Raw genomic sequence first — 19,844 nt, forward strand, 5'->3', positions numbered from 1 at the left:
CGGATATTTCATCAGGGCGGCCGCCCGCGCCCCGCGCTTGTTGCCGCTTGCCAACCCCTACTCCCTCCTCAGCACCCGATCCACCAGCGCGTCCACCCAGGGCACCGAGCGAAACTCGGCCTTGAGCGCCTCCGGATCGTACACCGTATCCGCCCATTCCAGGAGCCCCATGGGCCGGGTCGCGCTGTCGTGCAGATAGCGTTCGAGAAAGAAATCGAGAAGGCCCGTCCTGGCATAACGGTAGTGGAAGTACGGCCACAGCCGAAGCTGGCGCGTCTCCCCGACAGGCACGCCCTCGACCCAGTGAAGATAGAGGGCGGCCATCAGGCCGGCCCGATCAGCGCCGGACTTGCAGTGAAACAGCACGGGGTACTCGATGCGATGCAGGAGGTCATGGGCGCGGTGAAGCAGTTCGCGGGTGGGCAGGGCCCGGGAATACATGCGCAGGTGTTCCAGGCGCACATCCAGGCGTTCGCACACCTGCGCTTCCAGGGCGAGCATCGGATTCTCCGGCTCGCGGCCGCGCAGGTTGACCACGGTGCGGATGCCGTGGCGCGGGATGCGTTTTGCCAGATGCCGGGGCGAAGGCTGGCCGGAGCGGTATGCCCGGGGGGAGACGCGGTGGAAGTTGTTGAGCGCGAACTCCCGAACCCAGCCGTCGTCCTGCCACAGGGCCCGCGCGTAGACGCGCCGGCGCGCGGCGGCCGAACTCAGATCGAAATCCGTCACGGCCGCTCCACCGCATCGAGCTCCCGCTGCCGGGACTCGATCCAGTCCTGCGCATCCTTGAGGATGGCCTCGGGCTCACGGCCGCGGGTCTCGATGGGCGGGCCGATCTCCACGCGCACGGTGCCCGGGTACTTGATGTAACTGTGGCGGGGCCAGTAGATACCCGCGTTGTGGGCCACGGGCACGACGGGCCGGCCGGTGCGTGCCGCCAGCACTGCGCCGCCCTGCTTGTAGCGGCCCTTCTGACCCGGCGCCACTCTTGTACCCTCGGGGAACGTCACCACCCACAGGCCGCGCTCCAGGCGATCCCTGCCCTGCTCGATCAGTTGCTCGAGTGCCCTGCGGCCGGCACTTCGGTCAATGGCAATGGGCTCCATGACAGCCATTCCCCAGCCGAAGAACGGGATGCGCATGAGTTCCCGCTTGAGCACATACACCTCGGGCGGGATGAAACGCTGCAGGGCAAGCGTCTCCCACGTGGATTGGTGCTTGCAGAGCAGGATGCCGGCCTCGCCGGTGAGGTGCTCTCGCCCCTTGACGGCGTACTTCAGCCCACAGGTGACACCCAGCCACCAGACATTGAAGCGCGTCCACTGGGACATGATCCGGTAGCGCCCGTGCCAGGACAGCGGCAGGGTGAGCGGCCCGAACACCGCGAACAGGATCGTCGACGGCGCGAACCCCAGCCAGAACAGCGTGGCACGCAGGTAGAGGAGCGGCTTGAAGTGTTTGCGCTGGGTCATCAGTGAAGTGCCTTGCCGCAGATGCCGGATTCGCCTTCAGCCCTCGCCGCCTGACTGCAGCTTTGACATGTCCGCCACCTCCAGAAACAGCCCGCTAAGGCTGTTGAGCAGGGCCAGGCGATTGTCGCGCACCGCGGCGTCATCGGCCATGACCATCACGGTATCGAAGAAATGGTCCACCGGGTCACGCAGGGCCGCCAGGGCCGCCAGCCCCTCCGTGTAACGGCCCTCGCCGAACAGCGGCAGCGCGGTGGCCCGCAGGTCCTCCAGCCGCTCGTAGACGGCACGCTCGGCGTCCTCGCTGAAACGCGTCGCGTCGATGCGCTCGGGCAGGGCGCCTTCCACTTTCCGGAGAATGTTGTGGATACGCTTGTGGGCGGCGGCGAGGCTCTCGGCCTCGGGGAGGCTGCGGAAATGCTCGACGCCGCGCACCCGCCGGTCGAAGTCCAGGGGGCGCGTCGGCCGGCAGGCGAGCACCGCCTCGAACACATCCCCGCCGATGCCCCGGTCGGCATAATAGGCGCGCAGGCGCTCCATCATGTAATCAAACACCGGCTCCGCGGCCCCGGAGGCATCCACGTCAACCTCCCCGTATCCGTCGGTGGCCGCCTCGATGAGTCCCCCGAGGTCCAGATCCAGCGAGCGCTCGACGAGGATGCGCAGCACGCCCAGGGCGGCGCGGCGCAGGCCGTAGGGATCCTTGGCACCCGTGGGTTTCTCGCCGATGGCGAAGATGCCCACCAGGGTGTCCAGCCGATCCGCCAGCGCCAGGACCTGGCCGACACCCGTCTCCGGAAGCGCGTCTCCCGCATGCCTGGGCCAGTACTGTTCCTCCAGGGCCCTGGCCACCTGCTCCGGCTCGCCGCCGTGCTGAGCGTAGTAACGACCCATGGTGCCCTGCAGTTCGGTGAACTCGAACACCATCTGGGTCTGCAGGTCGCACTTGGAGAGCATGGCGGCCCGGGCGGCCTCGCCGTGGTCCACGCCGAGCAGGTCCGCCAGCCGCGTGGCCAGGCGGGCCACGCGTTCGGTCTTGTCATGGAGACTGCCCAGACGGCGCTGAAAGACCACGTGGCGCAGCGCGTCCAGATGCGACTCCAGCGGCTGCCTGCGGTCCTGGTTCCAGAAGAACTCCGCATCGGCGAAGCGCGGGCGGATGACCCGCTCGTTGCCCTCCCGGACCCGGTCCGGCTCGCGGGATTCGATGTTGCTGACGGTGATGAAGTGGGGCATGAGCCGCCCCGCTCCGTCCACGACGGGGAAGTACTTCTGGTTGTCCTGCATGGTGGAGATGAGCGCCTCCTGGGGCACATCCAGGAAGCGCGTCTCGAAGTGGCCGGCGATGGCGCACGGCCACTCCACCAGCGCGGTGACCTCGTCCAGCAGGTCCGGCTCGATCAGCGCGCGGCCGCCGAGCCTGATCGCGGCCTCCTCCACCTGCCCCAGGATCGCCTCGCGCCGCGCCTCGAAGTCGGGCATCACCCGACCCTCGGTTTCCAACAGCGGGGCGTAGGCGGCGGGTTCGGCGAGGTACAGGGATCCGGGATGATGGAACCGGTGGCCACGGGTTTCGCGCCCGGCCCGCACCCCCATGAGATCGGCCTCCACCACGGCATCCCCCAGCAGCAGAACCACCCAGTGCACCGGGCGCACGAACTCCGCATCCGACGCGCCCCAGCGCATGCGCTTGGGGATGGGCAGGGCCGCCAGCGCCGCATCCACCACGGCCGGGATCAGCGCGGCGGCATCCTTGCCCGGCTCCACGTGACGATGCACCAGCCAGGCGCCCTTGTCGGTTTCGAGACGCTGCAGATCCTCCACCGCAACGCCGCAGGAGCCCGCAAAACCCAGTGCCGCCCTGGTGGGATTGCCGTCGTCATCGAACGCCGCGGCCAACGCCGGCCCGCGCCGCTCCAGGGCCTGGTCGGCCTGTCGCCCCGGCACACCCCGGCACAGCAGCGCCAGGCGACGGGGCGCGGCAAAGGCCTGCAGCTTCTCGGCCCCGATCCCTGCTTCCGCAAGCCCCGCCGCCACCGCCTCGGCAAAGGCATCGCGCAGGCCCTTGAGCACCTTGGGCGGCAGCTCTTCGGTGCCGATTTCGATCAGGAGGTCTGTTTTGGTACTCATCAACGAAAACCCTTTTCAGCCACAGAGGGCACAGAGGTCACAGAGGTCACAGAGGTCACAGAGGTCACAGAGAAAGGCGTTTGATCCCCTTCGTGAGACGCGACTCGCCGAAGTTAAGCAACAGGGCTCGCCGCATTCCGGTGGCCCGCAGGTAGGAGAGCGTCTGGGCGGTAGCGACCTCCGGGAGTTTTCTGACCGCCTTCAACTCCACAACCACTTCATTTTCGACCAACAGGTCCAAAACCTGTCCGGCAATCGTCCAGCCCTTGTAGGTCACATGCACTGGAACCTGACGTTCAAAGGCTATGCCACGCAGTTCAAGCTCATGGCAGAGGGCCTCTTCATAAATTGTCTCGAGCAATCCCGGCCCCAGCAGTGAATGCACTTCCAGTGCTGCAGAAACAATGCGTCGTGTCAGCGGGTCGTCTTCCATGTCGAGCCCCATCGGGTTTTAACTCTGTGACCTCTGTGACCTCTGTGCCCTCTGTGGCAAAACGCTCTTGATTACTTCTCCCCCAGCATCGGGAAGCCCAATGCCTCGCGGGCGTTGTAATAGGCCTCGGCCACGGCGCGGGCCAGGTCGCGCACGCGCAGGATGTAGCGCTGGCGCTCGGTGACCGAGATGGCGCGGCGGGCATCGAGCAGGTTGAAGGTGTGCGAGGCCTTGAGCATCTGCTCGTACGCGGGCAGGGGCAGGCCCGCCTCGATGAGCTTCCTGCTCTCGCTCTCGCAGGTCTCGAACCACGCGAACAGCGCCTCCACGTTGGCGTGCTCGAAATTGTACGCGGACTGTTCCACCTCGTTCTGGTGGTAGACGTCGCGGTAGGTCACACGGCCCTGGGGGCCCTCGGTCCAGGTGAGGTCGAACAGGCTCTCCACGCCCTGCAGATACATGGCCAGACGCTCCAGACCGTAAGTGATCTCGCCGGATACCGGCCGGCAGTCCAGGCCGCCCACCTGCTGGAAATAGGTGAACTGGGTGACCTCCATGCCGTTGAGCCACACCTCCCAGCCCAGCCCCCAGGCGCCCAGCGTGGGGGACTCCCAGTTGTCCTCCACGAAACGGATATCGTGCACCAGCGGGTCGATGCCCATGGCCTCCAGCGAACCCAGGTAGAGATCCTGGATCTCCGCGGGCGAGGGCTTGAGAATCACCTGGAACTGGTAATAGTGCTGCAGGCGGTTGGGATTCTCCCCGTAACGCCCGTCGGTGGGCCGGCGCGAGGGCTGCACGTAGGCGGCCCGCCAGGGCTCCGGGCCGATGGCGCGCAGGAATGTGGCCGAGTGGAAGGTGCCCGCCCCCATCTCCATGTCGTACGGCTGCAATACCACGCAGCCCTGTTCCGCCCAGTAGCTCTGCAGGGTCAGAATCAGTTCCTGAAAGCTCAGGCCACGGGATCCGGTGGTTCTGTGTCGGGGCATGGGAACGTATCGCTGGGCGCGGCAATGCAAAGGGCGTGAGTATACCGCCCGCGCCGCACCACAGACCAGCCATCGGCCCTCCGGCTACACTTTGGCGCGGTTGGTGCTATCTAATCCGGGACACTTCGTAACACGGCCACGGAGGAACCATGCCCGAGCTGATTATGGAGCCGACCCCCGCCGCGCAGTGGCAGCGACTGGTGCAGGAAGCCGCGCGCAGTCAGAAGCTGGACCTGGACGAGACGCTGGAAAGCTATCTGGTGCTGCTCATGATCCGTTTCATGGAGAACCCCGAAACCGGCCACAGGGTCATGGCCCTGGACTACCTTCGGGGCCTGCGCGCCATGCCCCGGGCCCAGGCGGTGGCCCTGCGGGACGTGGGCGACCACTGCCTGCTCTTCTCCGGGCTGTTCAGCCAGCGCGCCCGCCGGCGGCGGGTCAGCGTGGGCTATTTCGTGGACCTGGGCCGTTCCGCGTACCAGCAGGTGGCGGAGCGCCAGACTGGCTCTACCCTGGGCGAACTGTTCGATTCCCTGGCCCACGGCTTCGTACGCCTGTCCGACGTGCTGCGCGCCATGCGCGAACTGGATGGAACCCCGAACCTTACTGCCCTGGAGGCCATGGAACTCCTGCAGTCCCACCACAGCGCCCAGGCACGCCGGTCGCTGGAAGCGCTTACCAACGCCACTCCCATCAGCGGACCCGACACCCGCCAGTAGGATATCTCACCACCCTTCTGCGCGGCCCCGAGACGATCATGCAGAAGGCCCGGGTTCCGGCCTTCGCAAGGAGCCATACTTTCCTTGCCACTCGAGACTTGCCACTTGCCACTGGCCTCCAGCCCAGCCCTCCCCCACACTTCAGCCATGAACGACGCATCCGAGCTGATCCCCGGCAAGGCCCGCAAGCGCAGCATGCGGCGGGTCACCCTGACGGCGGCGGCCACCAACCTGTTCCTGTCCGCGGCCCAGATCGTCGGCGGCGTGTTCACGCAGTCCCAGGCGCTGATCGCTGACGGGGTGCATACCCTCTCGGACCTGGTGAGCGACGGGGTGGTGCTGCTGGCCGGCAGGCACGCCAATGTGGCGCCGGACAGCGAGCACCCGTACGGCCACGCGCGCATCGAGACCCTGGCCACCGTGGCGGTGGGCCTGCTGCTGACGGGCGCGGCCGTCACCATCGGGATGGATGCCGGCCGGCGCCTGTTTGAACCGGAACGACTGCTCAGCCCTGAACCGCTGGCACTCGTCTTTGCCGTGCTGGCGATTGTGCTGAAGGAGGGCCTGTACCGCTACACCATGCGGGTGGCCCGGCGGATCCGGTCGAACCTGCTCAAGGCCAATGCATGGCATCACCGCTCCGACGTGATCTCTTCCCTGGTGGTGCTGGCCGGCGTGGGCGGCACACTGGCCGGACTGCCCTATCTGGACGCGGTCGCCGCCGTCGTGGTGGCAGCGCTCATCGCGCACATGGGCGGGCGGCTGATCTGGGACAGCGCCCGTGAACTGATTGATACCGGACTCGGGCAGGAAAGGGTGGCGCGCATCCGGGACACCATTCTCGCCGTGGAGGGCGTCAAGGGGGTGCACATGCTGCGCACCCGTCGCATGGCGGGCACGGCGCTGGCCGATGTGCACATTCTGGTGTCCCCGCGCATCAGCATCTCCGAGGGCCATCAGGTAAGTGAGCGGGTGCGCCTGGCGGTCACCGATGCCTTTGAGGAGCTGATCGACGTAACCGTGCACATCGATCCCGAGGATGACGAGCGTCTGCCGCCGGCCCTGGATCTGCCGGGGCGCACCACGGTACTCGCGGCCCTGCACCGGGAATGGGCGGAGATTCCCGAGTCCCGACACATGGAGAACGTGGTGCTACATTATCTGGGGGGGCGTATTCATGTGGAGCTTTACCTGCCCCGGGCCGTGGCGGAGGCCCCCGAGGCGGCCGCCCGGCTGGCAGGCCGCCTCCGCGAGGCCAGCAAACGCGTCCCGGAGGTGGGCGAAGTGGTGGTCTACTTCAGGGAGGATGCCCAACAACACCCCATGTGAGGCACCGAAATAGTGCGATCTCGGCGACATGCGCACCAAAACGGTGCGGCGCTGGGCTTGCAAGGCCCCGTTATGCGCACCATGTGTGCCCCACGGGCATGGCACGAATCGTGCTGTAACTGAAGGCACACGATTCGAACACGAGGCCGAATGAACGGACCTCATCGAGGATCGGCATCAGCGTTTCGATTCACATCAAATACTCCCCGGAGGAGCAGGCATGTCCCCAGCAGAAGTCATCAAGACCATCAAGGAGAACGGCGTCAAGTTCGTCGACTTCCGTTTCACCGACAGCCGCGGCAAGGAGCAGCATGTCTCCGTACCGGCCCACAGCATTGAGGAGGACACCTTCGAAAGCGGCAAGATGTTCGACGGCTCCTCCATCGCCGGCTGGAAGGGCATCAACGAGTCCGACATGATCCTCATGCCCGATCCCGCCAGCGCCGTGATGGACCCGTTCTTCGACGAGCCCACCCTGAACCTGCGGTGCGACGTCGTGGAGCCCGCCACCATGCAGGGCTACGACCGCTGTCCCCGTTCCCTGGCCCGACGCGCCGAGGCCTACCTTGCCAGCACGGGCATCGCCGACACCGCGCTGTTCGGCCCCGAGAACGAGTTCTTCGTGTTCGACGATGTGAAGTGGGGCAACGAGATCTCCGGTTGCTTCTTCCGCGTCGATTCCGACGAGGCCTCCTGGAATTCGGAGAAGGTGTTCGAGGGCGGCAACATCGGCCACCGTCCCACCGTGAAGGGCGGCTATTTCCCCGTGCCGCCGGTGGACAGCCTGCAGGATCTGCGCTCGGCCATGTGCCTGGGCCTCGAGGAGATGGGGCTGACCACCGAGGTGCACCACCACGAGGTGGCAACCGCCGGCCAGTGCGAGATCGGCGTGGGCGCCGCCACCCTGACCCGCAAGGCCGATGAGGTGCAGATCCTCAAGTACGTGGTGCAGAACGTGGCCCACAACTACGGCAAGACCGCCACCTTCATGCCCAAGCCCCTGGTGGGTGACAACGGCAGCGGCATGCACGTGCACATGTCCCTGTCCAGGGACGGCGTGAACCTGTTCAGCGGCGACCAGTACGGCGGTCTCTCCGAGATGGCGCTCTACTACATCGGGGGCGTCATCAAGCACGCCCGGGCGCTCAACGCCTTCACCAATGCCTCCACCAACAGCTACAAGCGTCTGGTGCCCGGTTTCGAGGCCCCGGTGATGCTGGCCTACTCCGCGCGCAACCGCTCCGCCTCCATCCGCATCCCGTTCGTCATGAACCCCAAGGGCCGTCGTATCGAGGTGCGCTTCCCCGACTCCACCGCCAACCCCTACCTCGCCTTTGCCGCCATGATGATGGCGGGCCTGGACGGCATCCAGAACAAGATCCACCCGGGCGAGGCCATGGACAAGAACCTGTACGACCTGCCCCCGGAAGAGGAGAAGCAGATCCCGCAGGTCTGTCATGCCCTGGACCAGGCGCTCGACGCCCTGGACAAGGACCGGACATTCCTCAAGGCAGGTGGCGTGTTCACCGACGACATGATCGATGCCTATATCAGCCTGAAGATGGAAGACGTCACGCGGATGCGCATGACCACCCATCCGGTGGAGTACGACCTGTACTACAGCCTCTGAACCGGCAAGGCCCCGCTTCCGCGGGGCCTTGTTCTTCAGGACCGATACAGGAGGCAAGCGGCAAGAGAACCCCTGCTTTCTCTTGCCGCTTGCCTCTTGTATCTTGTATCGGGTGAACCACGGACCGGGTTTCCCCTTATGCGCCTCATCCTCGTCCTGCTGCTCTTCCTCACCCTCGCGGCTGCCGCGATCGTCTCCGCCGACATCTACCGGTGGACGGACGCCGACGGCAACACGGTGTTCGGCGACAACCCGCCCGAGGGGGTGGAGGCCGAGCGCATCCACGTGCGGGAACCCATGACGACCCCTGCATTGCGCGATGCGCGGGAGATCCTGCGCAGGCATCTCACCGACAACGACGAGCCGCAAGCCCCCTATGAGGACCTTCGCATCGCGAGCCCCGGGGACGACGAGCCGGTGCGGGCCAATGACGGCAATTTCTCCGTGCACGTGGAAATGAGCCCCGAACTGAACGCCGAGCGGGGCCACCGCTTGCGTCTGGTCATGGACGGGGAGGCCGTGCAGACACGCGACATGCCCCGGTTCGACCTGGTGAACGTGGACCGTGGCACGCACCGGATCCACGTACAGGTGCTGGACCGCAACGACCAGGTGATCCAGGAATCCGACAGCGTGGAGTTCCACCTGTTGCGCCACCACATCAACTGACGGGCCCGCGCGAGTTTCCGCACGACCGAGCCATAGGGCGCCGCTGCGCATCACCCGTCCCCACCGTCCATACACCCCCTGTCCTCCGTGGCTGACCGTGCTTCCAGCAATTGCACCAGTTTGGTGCAATAATCCCCCAAGGCCCTTCTCAGGCACCATCCTGACGCCGGGCGATGCGCGCAATCCCCGCGAAACAGGGCCATGGACGCCCGAAACCCGGCGCCATGCCCCAGTGCTGTGCACCCATGGAGACCGCCCGCACCAGACTGGTTTGCTTCTTGCATGGTGGAAATCACATGTCACAGCCACTGATCCCGTATCCCTATCTGCTGGAGAACCTGACCACCGCCGTGCTGGTCCTGGATGAGCAGCTGCGTCTGAGCTACATGAATCCCGCCGCCGAGATGCTCTTCGAGATCAGCCTTGGACGGGTCACCGGGCAGCCTGTGGACGCCCTGGTACGAAACGACTCCCGGCTGCACGCCAGCCTGGCGCATTCGCTGCGCACGGGGCACCCGTTCACGGAGCGCGAACATAATCTGCACCCGGTCCACGGGCACGAGGCCACCGTGGACATGACGGTCACCCCGGTGATCGAGACGCACCAGCCCCGGCGTCTGCTCGTGGAACTGATCCAGGTGGACCGGCAGTTGCGCATCTCCCGGGAGGAGAGCCTGCTCAGCCAGCACGCGGCCACCCGGGCCCTGGTGCGGGGACTGGCCCACGAGATCAAGAACCCCCTGGGGGGCCTGCGCGGTGCTGCGCAACTGCTGGAGCGGGAGCTACCCGACCCGGCCCTGCATGAATACACGCGCATCATCATCGGCGAGGCCGATCGCCTGCAGGCATTGGTGGATCGCATGCTCGGGCCCAGCAGCCTGCCCCGGAAACGGCCCATCAACCTCCACGAGGTACTGGAGCATGTGCGCGGCCTGGTGAGCGCGGAAGCACCCGGAGGCGTGCGCCTGGAGAGCGACTACGACCCCAGCATTCCCGACCTCATGGCGGACCGGGACCTGATCATCCAGGCAATACTCAACATCGTGCGCAACGCCCTCCAGGCGGTGGGCCAATCCGGGACCATCACGCTGCGCACCCGGGTGCTTCGCCAGTACACCGTGGGGCAGGTGCGCCACAAGCTGGTGGCCCGGATCCAGGTCATCGACGACGGCCCGGGCATCCCCGCGGAGATGCAGGAACAGATCTTCTACCCCATGGTGTCCCGGCGCGACGGGGGCTCGGGGCTGGGCCTCTCCATCGCCCAGTCCCTGATCAACCAGCACGGGGGCCTGATCGAATGCACCTCGCGCCCGGGCAGAACCGTCTTTTCACTGCTGATCCCGCTGGAGACCACGGATGAGTAATCACGAACACGTCTGGGTCATCGATGACGACCGTTCCATACGCTGGGTCCTGGAACGCGCCCTGGCGAAGGCAGACATCGAGGTCACCTCCTTCGAAACCGCCGGCGCCGCCATCAAGGCCCTCGAACACGACACCCCGGACACCGTCATCACCGACATCCGCATGCCCGGCATGGGCGGACTGGAGCTGCTGGAGCGCCTGCACCGGGATCATCCCGAACTGCCGGTCATCATCATGACCGCACATTCGGACCTGGAGAGCGCCGTGTCCGCCTACCAGGGGGGCGCCTTCGAGTACCTGCCAAAGCCCTTCGACGTGGACGACGCCGTTGCCCTGGTGCGCAGGGCGTTCCAGTTGCGCCGGGAGCGGGTCCAGCCCGAGGCCGGACCGAACGGCGGCACGCCCGAGATCATCGGCGAGGCCCCGGCCATGCAGGAGGTGTTCCGGGCCATCGGGCGCCTGTCGCACTCCAACATCACGGTGCTGATCAACGGCGAATCGGGCACCGGCAAGGAGCTGGTGGCCCACGCCCTGCACCGGCACAGCCCCCGGGCCGGCCAGCTCTTCATCGCATTGAACACCGCCGCCATTCCGGGCGACCTCCTGGAATCCGAGCTCTTCGGCCACGAGAAGGGCGCCTTTACCGGCGCCCAGGCCTCGCGGCGGGGGCGCTTCGAGCAGGCCGACGGCGGCACCCTCTTCCTGGACGAGATCGGCGACATGCCCGCGGAACTGCAGACCCGGCTGTTGCGGGTGCTGTCCGACGGAGAGTTCTACCGGGTGGGCGGGCACACCCCCATCCGGGTGGACGTGCGCATCATCGCCGCCACCCACCAGAACCTGGAACAGCGCGTGCGCGAGGGCCTGTTCCGGGAAGACCTGTTTCATCGCCTCAACGTGATCCGCATTCATGTCCCGGCGCTGCGCGAGCGCCGTGAGGACATCCCGCTGCTGCTCGATCACTTCCTCGGCCAGGCGGCCCGGGAACTCAATGTGGAACGCAAGGTGCTGCTGCCCCGGGTGCGCGATTATCTCTCGAGTCTCGACTGGCCCGGCAACGTGCGCCAGCTGGAGAACACCTGCCGATGGCTCACGGTCATGGCCTCGGGGCGCGAAGTGCACCTGGACGACCTGCCGCCCGAACTCCGGGAACAGCCGGAAACCGCCGCCCCCGACTGGGAACAGGCGCTTGCCCGATGGGCCGGCCAGGCGCTCGCCCGGGGCGAGCGCGGCCTGCTGGACCGGGCCACCCCGGCGTTCGAGCGGGTCATGATCCGCGCCGCCCTCAAGCGCACCGGCGGACGCCGCCAGGATGCCGCCCAACTGCTGGGCTGGGGGCGCAACACCCTGACTCGGAAGATCAACGAACTGGGGATGGAGGACGGCAAGGGCGAAGTGTGAATTTGGAATCGGGAAGTGGGAAGCGTTCCATTCGCACTTCCCGATTCACACTTCTTACTTCTTAGGGCAACTCTCTGATGTAGATATGCCGCTCGTTGCCGCCGAACACGCCAAAGGTGGCGCGCGCCTCCGGACCCCGCGGATTGCCGTCGCCGTCCCAGTCAAAGGTGAGCCAGGGCAGGTCGGCGCCGGTGGTCACTGACAGGTCCGGGGTGACGTCCACGTAGCCGGTGTTCCCCGCGCCGGGCGCGCTGAGCGAGACGTTCAGATGCCCGGCCGAGGCCGGGGTGTTGAGCACGTCGGCGCTGGTGGTGCCGCCGGAGAGCTGGATGTCCAGATCAATCTCGCCGGCACTGATCGCCGTGCAATTGTCGTCGGTGTTGAGCCGGAAGGCGCCGTCCAGGAAATACGTACTGTACATGGGCACCACCAGCGGCAGCAGTTCCGGTCCGTGGGCATTCTGCATTTCCAGACGCCCCCAGCGCTGTTCGTCGTTGCCGGCCTCGAAGTCCACCGTGAACCCGAAGGGATTGCCCGCATAGGCAATGCCGTCGTCGTCTTGCACGGCGAAGCTGACGCGCACCGCGCCATTGACCGGGTTCACGGGATCACCGTCTCGGTCGTAAGTGAACTGTCCGCCGAATCCTACGGTCACCTCGCCTTCGCAACCACCGGCACTGCAATCGATGGCATCGTGAGTTCCGTCCGCGGTGAAGACAACATCATCGGGCAGAGGATCCGGGTCACCGGCATGTTCGTACACGGGAACGAGGTCGGGCAGCCGCCACCAGTCGCCGTCATAGTTGCGAGTGATCTGGCCGTCGGTATTGCGCGCCGCAATATGCACCTCGGGTGCCGTATGGTACTCGAACCACTGGGACATGTAGGTGAACGCGCCATCACAGGCAGGCGCAAAGGCAGGCGTGTTATCCAGCGTCACGTCAAAGTGGTCGGGCGTGAATCGCCCGACATTCGATGAGCAGACGTCCACGCCTGCACCGAGAAAACCGTTACTGGTTTCAAAACGGATGATGCCGACCTCCCCGAAGGAAGCTGTCGTTGTCGCTTGCGACGCCCCCGCCGCGAATTCAACGGCGGCCTCATAGTCGAGGCCGGGATTGACACCGCCGGAAGGTTGCACCAATGCGGGAGCGGGCTCGTTGATCTCCCAGGCAGGCACGCGTGCATACACGCCCGGATCAGCAAGGCCCGGGGCGGGACTCACACACGCATCCCATCGCCCGTCCCCGCTTCCATCCAGTGCCGGCTGCCAGCGCAGACTCCTGAAGGCAAGCCCGAACGGCTCTCCGGCCCGCTTAAAGACGGGGCCATCATGATCCTCGGCTCCGGGGTTGCCGTCTGCTTCCACATATACCGCAAGGGGCCGCACCACGAAGGCGTTGCTCGTGTCGTGGCTCTGAATGACATCGCCGGTTGGCTCGTCCGATTCATCGAACACCGGTATATCCATATCGACGCGCAAGGCATAGCGACCCGCATCCATGGATTGAAAGCTGAAGGGCGCGGAGCCGTCACTTCCGAATTCCAGGTCCACTGACTCGGCTGCGCCCGCGGATGTCACAGTAGCCGTACTTGCCGCCAGGATGTTCAGGGTGTTGTCCGACAGCCCTTCCGCTGTGTCCGGCACGACGTAACTGAATTGCGCCGCAAGAACCGTATCCTGCAAGGCGGCAACACAGGCGCCTGTCTCGTCGTCCGTGCGCACCACACGCACCCGCTGGGTCGCCGCATTGTACCCAACGCTGGAGGGTTTACCCGCGATCTGCTCGGGCACGTCGCTCTTGGGAATGCCATCGTTACCGTCGCCGTCAAGGAGGACGCCCACATGGGCAAACACCATCTCGCAGGGGGTTCCGCCACCGATGTTCTCACACTGCGTGGGATTCGTCGCGGCAGGCGCGGTGGCTTCCGCGAGCAGCGTGACGGCACCCCCGTCCGTGAAGCGCAGAAGCACGGTGGTTTCGCCGCTGAAGGTGACAGGGTTTGGCGTCCAGATTCCTCCCGGTGGAGCGGTCCCCAGACTCACCTCCACCGGCCCGGCGAACAATGCCGAACAAGCCGCATCGGCGCAGGCCTTTACGTGCACGGCTTCCGAGGCGCAGGTGAGCCCGGCACCGTCGTGCACCAGACGGATATGGTCTAGGCCGGGAGGCGGGTCGTCGTCATTGGTTTCCCCTTCCGTACTGCCGTATGAGTTGCCGGGCGCGAACGACCAGGCTCCGGTCCCGTCCGGGCTGCGATGAACATTGAAGGTATTGCCCACATTGCCCGCAGTCGTGGGATAGGGGAACGTCGAGCAGTTCAGCCCGGACAACTGGGTCGAATAATTACCGATGGACACGTAGTCGATCGCAGCACCAGAGGCATCGCGCAACACCATATCCATGCCCCCAAAGTCGTAGTAGGTCGAGTTCAGTGTCTTCGCAAAGACCAGGTAGAATCCATTGGCGCTCAGGGTTGCTGCGGAAAGACTGACGGTCGCGCAGTTCGGTCCACCACCAACACAGACACGCACACTCCACTGGTTCCAGACGGAGGCCGGAACGCTCTGCAGGAGGCGCACCTCCATGAAACGCTCCTGAGTGGCTCCGAATCCTCGGAAGATCTCGTTGAGCGTTGCCTGGCCCTGCTGCGCCGAGCAGGCGGCCTGTGCGTGGGCACTCCATAGCTGCACGCTGAAGGCAACAATCAAGACCAACAACGCGGCACGGCAACGGGCGGCGGGCAAGGTAAACCTCATGGCTGATCCGCCACGCTGATGCGGATGGTGCGGCTCACCAGCGTGCCCGCCTCGATGCTGCCCCGCGCCGCCGTGGCGGCCACGCGGTAAACGGAATAATCCGTTCCCGCCTCGTCCACCGTCCAGGCCTCGCAGGTGAGTGCCACGGTGAAGCCCTCAACGCTCATGTTTCCGCCCACGGCAGCGCAGCCGCCGCCGATGGCCAGAGGCGCTGCCGCGTCCACCGCGCTGCGGGCCGCGTAGTGCGCGCGAAGCGCCTCCAGCCCCTGCGCGGTGGCGACGCTGCGCCCGGAGAGCAACAGGGCGGAGGTCACGGCCACGGTGAGTATCGCGGTGATCAGCAGCACCGCGGTGATGAGGGCGAAGCCGCATTGTGAATGTCGACGCTGCATCAGGGCGTATTCAGGACATGGACCTGCTGGAGGAGTGAAACGGTCTCGCCCGCATCGCTCAGGGTGAGGCGGGCGGAGACGAGACCGTTGCGGGTGCCGGCGCCGGGGTCGTAATCGAACTGGCAGCCGGCGACGTAGCGGGCGGCCAACGCGCCGGATGCGGTGAAGGGGTTGCCCAGAAAACCGTAACCCTCCACCCGTTGCAACTCGCCGCCCGCCGGATCACATACGTAAGCCACCGGTGCGGTCACGACCTGGAATCGCTGGTCCGGGGAGGCAAACGGGAAGTGATGCGGCGCGACCAGACTTACGTAAGTCGCGTTGCTGGCCGCCGCATCCAGCGACGCGCGGTTATCACCCAGATAGGCGTTGCCGTCGGACCCGGAGGCGGTGAGGTTGTAGACCACCACCTCCGGTCCACCCGCAGCGGGCAGATCGAACTCGCCCATGACATCGAAACCGTCATCGGATTGCGAGAAGTCAAGTATGTCGCCGTTTCCGCTCCCATCCACGTAGGCCCGGTACCGCCCCCCGGCCACCGTGGGGATGAACTCCAGCGCCACGCGCCCGCCATCAACGCGCACGCGCACGCTGTTGGGCAGCGCGGCGCGTACCTCACGGGTCATGAGCATGAGCGCCGAGTCCGCCGCCTCCACCAGTTCGGCGCGCCGCTTCATGTCATCGAAAGCCCTGAACGGCTGCACGATGAACACCGACGCCACCGCCACCATCGCACCGATCAGTACGATGACGATGATCATCTCGATGAGCGTAAAACCCTTCTGAAGTGAGAAGGGGGAATTGGGAAGTGGGAAAGGCGAACCGGCCGCCCTCTTGCCTCTTGGATCCTGACTCTTGTATCTGCCCATACATAGGGCGGCCCATGGCCGCCGTCCCGGAGTTCGGGTGTCAGCATGGCTGGCATGGCCCGCCCCTTGGATCGGTATAGGGTGGCCCATGGCCGCCGTGCCGATATCCGGGCTTCCGAGATGGCGGGCGCGGCCCGCCCTATGGTCGCGGACGCCCATCAATAGGCCGCCCTGTATCCCGCCAGCCGCAGATCGACGGGCTGCGCGGTGTGGGTTACCTGCACCTCCACCCTCCGTGCGGCCGCGCCGCCGAGGGCGGAGTCCGACACACTGACCGTCACGCGGTAGGCGGACAGCCCGGGAAGTCCGTTGCCCTGCTGGTCAGTGGGCGACTCCGCATTGATGCAGTCATAGGCCAGCACGCCCTGCCACTGGTCCCGGGAACCGCCGCAATCCGCAGGACCGTCGTAGGGTCGAAGCAGCGCTTCTTCCAGATAGGACTGCGCGACGTAGACCGCCTGGGTCTGGATCATGGGATCCACGCTGCGGGCCGCCACATTGGCCACCAGCAGCATCACCCCGCCCACCGCCGCGCCGATCACCACGATGGAGATGATCAGCTCGATGAGCGTAAACCCCCTTTGAAGGGGGAAGTGTGAATTGGGAAGTGGGAAGGAAAAGCGTCCTTGAAGCGGCCCTTCCCTGCCACTTGCCACTAGACACGTGCCACTGCCTTTAACCGACATAACCGGCACTCGACATCGTGATGGTCCGACTGCCCACGTTCACGCTGCCGCCACTGGAGCGGCCCAGCGCGTCGAAGGTCACGGTCAGGCTGCCCACGGCCACACCGCCGGGCACCAGGCCCTCGTAGGCGCCCCCCTGCACCGGCCGGGCGACGGGCTGGGTAAATCCGCTGCTGCCACAGGAAGTGCCCGCGGCATCTCCGTGCACGTACACGCCATAGGTGCCGCTGCCCACCCGCACCTGCACGTCGCAGCCCGAGGCCGAGGCCACCGAGCGTGCATGACGCAGCGCCGCCCTGAGCTCCTGCTCGAAGGCGGCCGCGTCCACGCCGGTGCGGTCCATCATGCGCGGCAGGGCAAACACGCTCAGCGCCCCGAGCAGCAGGATGACGGTGACCAGTTCCACCAGGGTGAAGCCCCCTTGAAGTGGGAAGGGGCAATTGGGAAGTGGGAATGAACGACGTCCGCCCGCAGGTCGGGCCTCAGCCCGACCTGCGGCATGCGCGCCATGCCGACTCTTGCGGCTCATGACCGATACACCCGCCATCCTGCCCCGGCCCCTGTATCGCCACCGACGTGGCGACGATACAAAGGTTGGCCTGTCACCAGTCCTTACTGAGCTCGGCGGGGGCTGTTGCGGTCTCGCCCGTAGCCACGGTGATGGTATAGGTGTTGTTGGTGATCGTAGCGGCGGCAGCACTCCAGCCATCGGGCGCCGGGCTCATGGCACCCAGCAGCGTCGCACCGTCAGTAATCGCCGTGCCGCCCACACCCAACAGATTCCCGGCAAAGTTGATGGCCGTAGCCGCCTGTGCCGCACCGTACACACCATCCGCCGAGGCCACTTCGGCCTGGGTCTGCAGATCGATGTAGCGCGGCAGCGCAATCACCGCCAGGGCGCCCAGAATGACGATCACCATAATGAGTTCGATCAGGGTAAAACCGCTTTGTCTTGCCTGCATGCTCTTTCTCCTTTTGCATGTTGTATCGATGCTGATAAAACCTTCGAGGCACGTTGCGGGCCCTGCCCGACCAACGTGCGTCTCTCCGGGTACTGCCCCGGCGGCTCTTGCCACCGGAATGCTCAAAACCTTTTGCTCATGGGGCGGGGCGCGCCCGCCGCACCGGCACCATAACCGGCATGGTCGTGGCGGCCATGGGCCGCCTTATGCGCTCTTGTCCGCTGTTCGGCGGGCACGGCCCGCCCTATTCCTCGTGCTATTTCCACTCAAATGCATCCACCGCCACCATGCGGACCCCCTGCGGAGTCCCGTCGCGTTCGCTGGCAACGACTTCGACCCGGAAGCGCGCCCGGGGCGGGCCCTCCAGCGGAGACTCGAAACGATCACCGTGGGAGACCCGGTATACCAGCAGTCCGTCGGCCGCGTCGTAGTACCAGTGCCCCACCCGGATCTCCGCCGGTATCGGGTCGGCCAGTGGACCCAGGTAGTTGTGCGGCACCTGCGCGAGCCGGTCCATGGGGTTGCCACTCGCCAGTTCCGGCGCCGTATCCAGCCGACCGGTGACCACCCGCTCCGCAAACTCCATGGCCAGCGCACTGTTGAGCGCCGCCACGGTACGCTGCACGTTCACCCGTTCCACATCCCCCTCCAGGCGCAGGATCTTCGTCATGGCCAGCCACATGAGCAGGCCGATGAACAACACCACCAGGGTGAACTCCAGCAGCGTCAGCCCCTGTTCCCGGCGGATCATCGTCCCGCGATCTGGGTCAGATCCCACATGGGCAGGAACACGCCCAATGCCAGGATAAATACGATCACGCCCACTGCCACGACCAGTACCGGCTGTATGGTCTCGCCGAGACGGCGAACGTCGTAGTCCACCTCGCTCTCGTAGAACTCCGCGACTTCGTCGAGCATGTCATCCACCTGGCCGGTCTCCTCGCCCACGGTGATCATCTGCACCACCAGCGGCGTGAATACCCGGGAGGCCGCTGCGGTGCGCGCGATGGTCTCGCCGCGCTCGATGCCCTCGCGCATGCCGAGGATCCTGCCGGCGATAAAGGCGTTATCGGCAGTGCGCGAGACGACGTTCAAGGCCTGCAGCAGGGGCACGCCGGAGCGCGACGCCATGGCGAAGGCACGGGCGAACCGGCTCAGGGAGGCGCGCAGCACGATGTCGCCGATGACCGGGAAACGCAGCCGCTGGCGGTCCCACCACAGGCGGCCGTCGTCGCGGCCGGTCCAGTGCCGGAAGCCGAACCAGGCCCCGGCAACAAGCCCCAGCAGCAACCACCACCAGGCGGCCACGACATTCGACACCCCGATAATGATCCGGGTGGCCAATGGCAGATCCAGATCGAAGCGTTCGAACACCTGGGCGAACACCGGGATCACGTAGGCCATCAGGATGAAGATGGCGACGGCGATGGCCACCACCACGAACGCGGGATAGCGCAGCGCGGTGCGGATCAGGTTGACGGTCTGGCGTTCGCGCTCCAGGTAGCGGAACACCCGAAGCAGCGCCTCCTCGAGGCGGCCCGAGGTCTCGCCCACCTGCACCATGCTGACGAACAGGGGGCTGAAGATGTCCGGGTGGCGCGCCATGGCCCCGGCCAGGTCGCGCCCGGACTCCAGGTCGTCCACCACCTCCCTCAGGGTCGACGCAAGCCGCGCGTTGCGGGTGGAATCCGCCAGCTGGTTCAGGCCGCGAATGATGGGCACACCGGCCCTGGTGAGCGCGTAGAGCTGGCGCGCCAACAGGGTGATCTCGGCAGAAGACGGCCGGCGGGCGGGCAGCCGCAGGGGGGCGTTCAGGGACAACACCCCGCCGCCAGCCGGACGAATCTCCACGGGGATCAATCCGTCGCCGGCCAGCTGTTCGGCCACGGCGGCATCATTGGGGCCTTCCACCACCCCTTCCATGGACTGGCCCCGGGCGTTGCGCGCTCGATAGGCGTAGCGGGGCACGTCAGTGTCCTCCCCGCCCGCCGGCATCCCGCCCGTCAGGCTGCCTGTGCGGGCGTGGAACCGGGGACGACT

Annotated in this window: 19 protein-coding genes; 6 read left to right on the forward strand and 13 right to left on the reverse strand. The window is 66.1% G+C overall.

The window, feature by feature from the left end; all coding sequences use genetic code 11:
* Positions 1-57: 57 nt before the first annotated feature.
* The 5 genes from THITHI_RS0110545 to glyQ all read right to left on the reverse strand — a co-directional run bounded on the left by THITHI_RS0110545 (position 58) and on the right by glyQ (position 5,021).
* Positions 58-729 (reverse strand): tyrosine-protein phosphatase, encoded by a 672-nt coding sequence (locus THITHI_RS0110545; RefSeq protein WP_018233058.1) that lies wholly within the window; start codon positions 727-729, stop codon positions 58-60.
* On the reverse strand, positions 726-1,472 hold the full coding sequence (locus THITHI_RS0110550) for a lysophospholipid acyltransferase family protein (protein WP_018233059.1): 747 nt from the start codon (positions 1,470-1,472) through the stop codon (positions 726-728). The genes THITHI_RS0110545 and THITHI_RS0110550 overlap by 4 nt, the downstream gene beginning before the upstream one ends.
* A gap of 36 nt (positions 1,473-1,508) precedes the next feature.
* Positions 1,509-3,599, reverse strand: a complete 2,091-nt coding sequence (gene glyS / locus THITHI_RS0110555; protein ID WP_018233060.1) for a glycine--tRNA ligase subunit beta — start codon at positions 3,597-3,599, stop codon at positions 1,509-1,511.
* Between the two features lie 64 nt (positions 3,600-3,663).
* Positions 3,664-4,032: a GxxExxY protein gene (locus THITHI_RS0110560; protein ID WP_026186261.1), complete on the reverse strand. Its 369-nt coding sequence runs from the start codon at positions 4,030-4,032 to the stop codon at positions 3,664-3,666.
* Between the two features lie 71 nt (positions 4,033-4,103).
* Positions 4,104-5,021 (reverse strand): glycine--tRNA ligase subunit alpha, encoded by a 918-nt coding sequence (glyQ, locus tag THITHI_RS0110565; RefSeq protein WP_018233062.1) that lies wholly within the window; start codon positions 5,019-5,021, stop codon positions 4,104-4,106.
* 149 nt (positions 5,022-5,170) lie between these two features.
* Here glyQ and THITHI_RS0110570 point away from each other — a divergent pair, with 149 nt between their 5' ends.
* From THITHI_RS0110570 to ntrC, 6 genes are all read left to right on the forward strand, one after another.
* Positions 5,171-5,740 carry a hypothetical protein gene (locus THITHI_RS0110570; RefSeq protein WP_018233063.1) on the forward strand — a complete coding sequence of 190 codons (570 nt, stop codon included), beginning with the start codon at positions 5,171-5,173 and terminating at the stop codon, positions 5,738-5,740.
* Between the two features lie 147 nt (positions 5,741-5,887).
* Positions 5,888-7,069: a cation diffusion facilitator family transporter gene (locus tag THITHI_RS0110575; protein WP_018233064.1), complete on the forward strand. Its 1,182-nt coding sequence runs from the start codon at positions 5,888-5,890 to the stop codon at positions 7,067-7,069.
* A gap of 220 nt (positions 7,070-7,289) precedes the next feature.
* Complete coding sequence (gene glnA, locus THITHI_RS0110580) at positions 7,290-8,699, forward strand: glutamate--ammonia ligase (protein WP_018233065.1); 1,410 nt, start codon at positions 7,290-7,292, stop codon at positions 8,697-8,699.
* Between the two features lie 138 nt (positions 8,700-8,837).
* Complete coding sequence (locus tag THITHI_RS18890; RefSeq protein WP_018233066.1) at positions 8,838-9,368, forward strand: DUF4124 domain-containing protein; 531 nt, start codon at positions 8,838-8,840, stop codon at positions 9,366-9,368.
* A 296-nt stretch (positions 9,369-9,664) separates the two neighbouring features.
* Positions 9,665-10,732: a nitrogen regulation protein NR(II) gene (gene glnL / locus THITHI_RS0110590; RefSeq protein ID WP_018233067.1), complete on the forward strand. Its 1,068-nt coding sequence runs from the start codon at positions 9,665-9,667 to the stop codon at positions 10,730-10,732.
* Positions 10,725-12,134 carry a nitrogen regulation protein NR(I) gene (gene ntrC / locus THITHI_RS0110595; protein ID WP_018233068.1) on the forward strand — a complete coding sequence of 470 codons (1,410 nt, stop codon included), beginning with the start codon at positions 10,725-10,727 and terminating at the stop codon, positions 12,132-12,134. Before glnL ends, ntrC begins: the two co-directional genes overlap by 8 nt.
* A gap of 61 nt (positions 12,135-12,195) precedes the next feature.
* Here ntrC and THITHI_RS0110600 read toward each other — a convergent pair whose 3' ends face one another.
* The 8 genes from THITHI_RS0110600 to THITHI_RS0110635 form a co-directional block, all read right to left on the reverse strand.
* Positions 12,196-14,883, reverse strand: a complete 2,688-nt coding sequence (locus tag THITHI_RS0110600) for a DUF6701 domain-containing protein (protein WP_198005601.1) — start codon at positions 14,881-14,883, stop codon at positions 12,196-12,198.
* Between the two features lie 8 nt (positions 14,884-14,891).
* On the reverse strand, positions 14,892-15,287 hold the full coding sequence (locus tag THITHI_RS0110605; protein WP_018233070.1) for a hypothetical protein: 396 nt from the start codon (positions 15,285-15,287) through the stop codon (positions 14,892-14,894).
* On the reverse strand, positions 15,287-16,048 hold the full coding sequence (locus tag THITHI_RS0110610) for a type II secretion system protein (RefSeq protein ID WP_232199411.1): 762 nt from the start codon (positions 16,046-16,048) through the stop codon (positions 15,287-15,289). Before THITHI_RS0110610 ends, THITHI_RS0110605 begins: the two co-directional genes overlap by 1 nt.
* A gap of 266 nt (positions 16,049-16,314) precedes the next feature.
* Positions 16,315-16,722 carry an MSHA biogenesis protein MshD gene (locus THITHI_RS0110615; RefSeq protein WP_232199457.1) on the reverse strand — a complete coding sequence of 136 codons (408 nt, stop codon included), beginning with the start codon at positions 16,720-16,722 and terminating at the stop codon, positions 16,315-16,317.
* 109 nt (positions 16,723-16,831) lie between these two features.
* Positions 16,832-17,371, reverse strand: coding sequence for a GspH/FimT family pseudopilin (locus THITHI_RS0110620; RefSeq protein ID WP_083908709.1), 540 nt, complete (start codon positions 17,369-17,371; stop codon positions 16,832-16,834).
* A 73-nt stretch (positions 17,372-17,444) separates the two neighbouring features.
* Entirely contained in the window at positions 17,445-17,804 is a 360-nt protein-coding gene (locus tag THITHI_RS21100; RefSeq protein ID WP_018233074.1) for a pilin, read from the reverse strand.
* Between the two features lie 256 nt (positions 17,805-18,060).
* Positions 18,061-18,555, reverse strand: a complete 495-nt coding sequence (locus THITHI_RS0110630) for a hypothetical protein (protein ID WP_018233075.1) — start codon at positions 18,553-18,555, stop codon at positions 18,061-18,063.
* Complete coding sequence (locus THITHI_RS0110635; RefSeq protein WP_026186262.1) at positions 18,552-19,772, reverse strand: type II secretion system F family protein; 1,221 nt, start codon at positions 19,770-19,772, stop codon at positions 18,552-18,554. The genes THITHI_RS0110630 and THITHI_RS0110635 overlap by 4 nt, the downstream gene beginning before the upstream one ends.
* Between the last annotated feature and the right edge of the window lie 72 nt (positions 19,773-19,844).

Source organism: Thioalkalivibrio thiocyanodenitrificans ARhD 1, assembly GCF_000378965.1.
GTDB lineage: Bacteria > Pseudomonadota > Gammaproteobacteria > Ectothiorhodospirales > Ectothiorhodospiraceae > Thioalkalivibrio_A > Thioalkalivibrio_A thiocyanodenitrificans.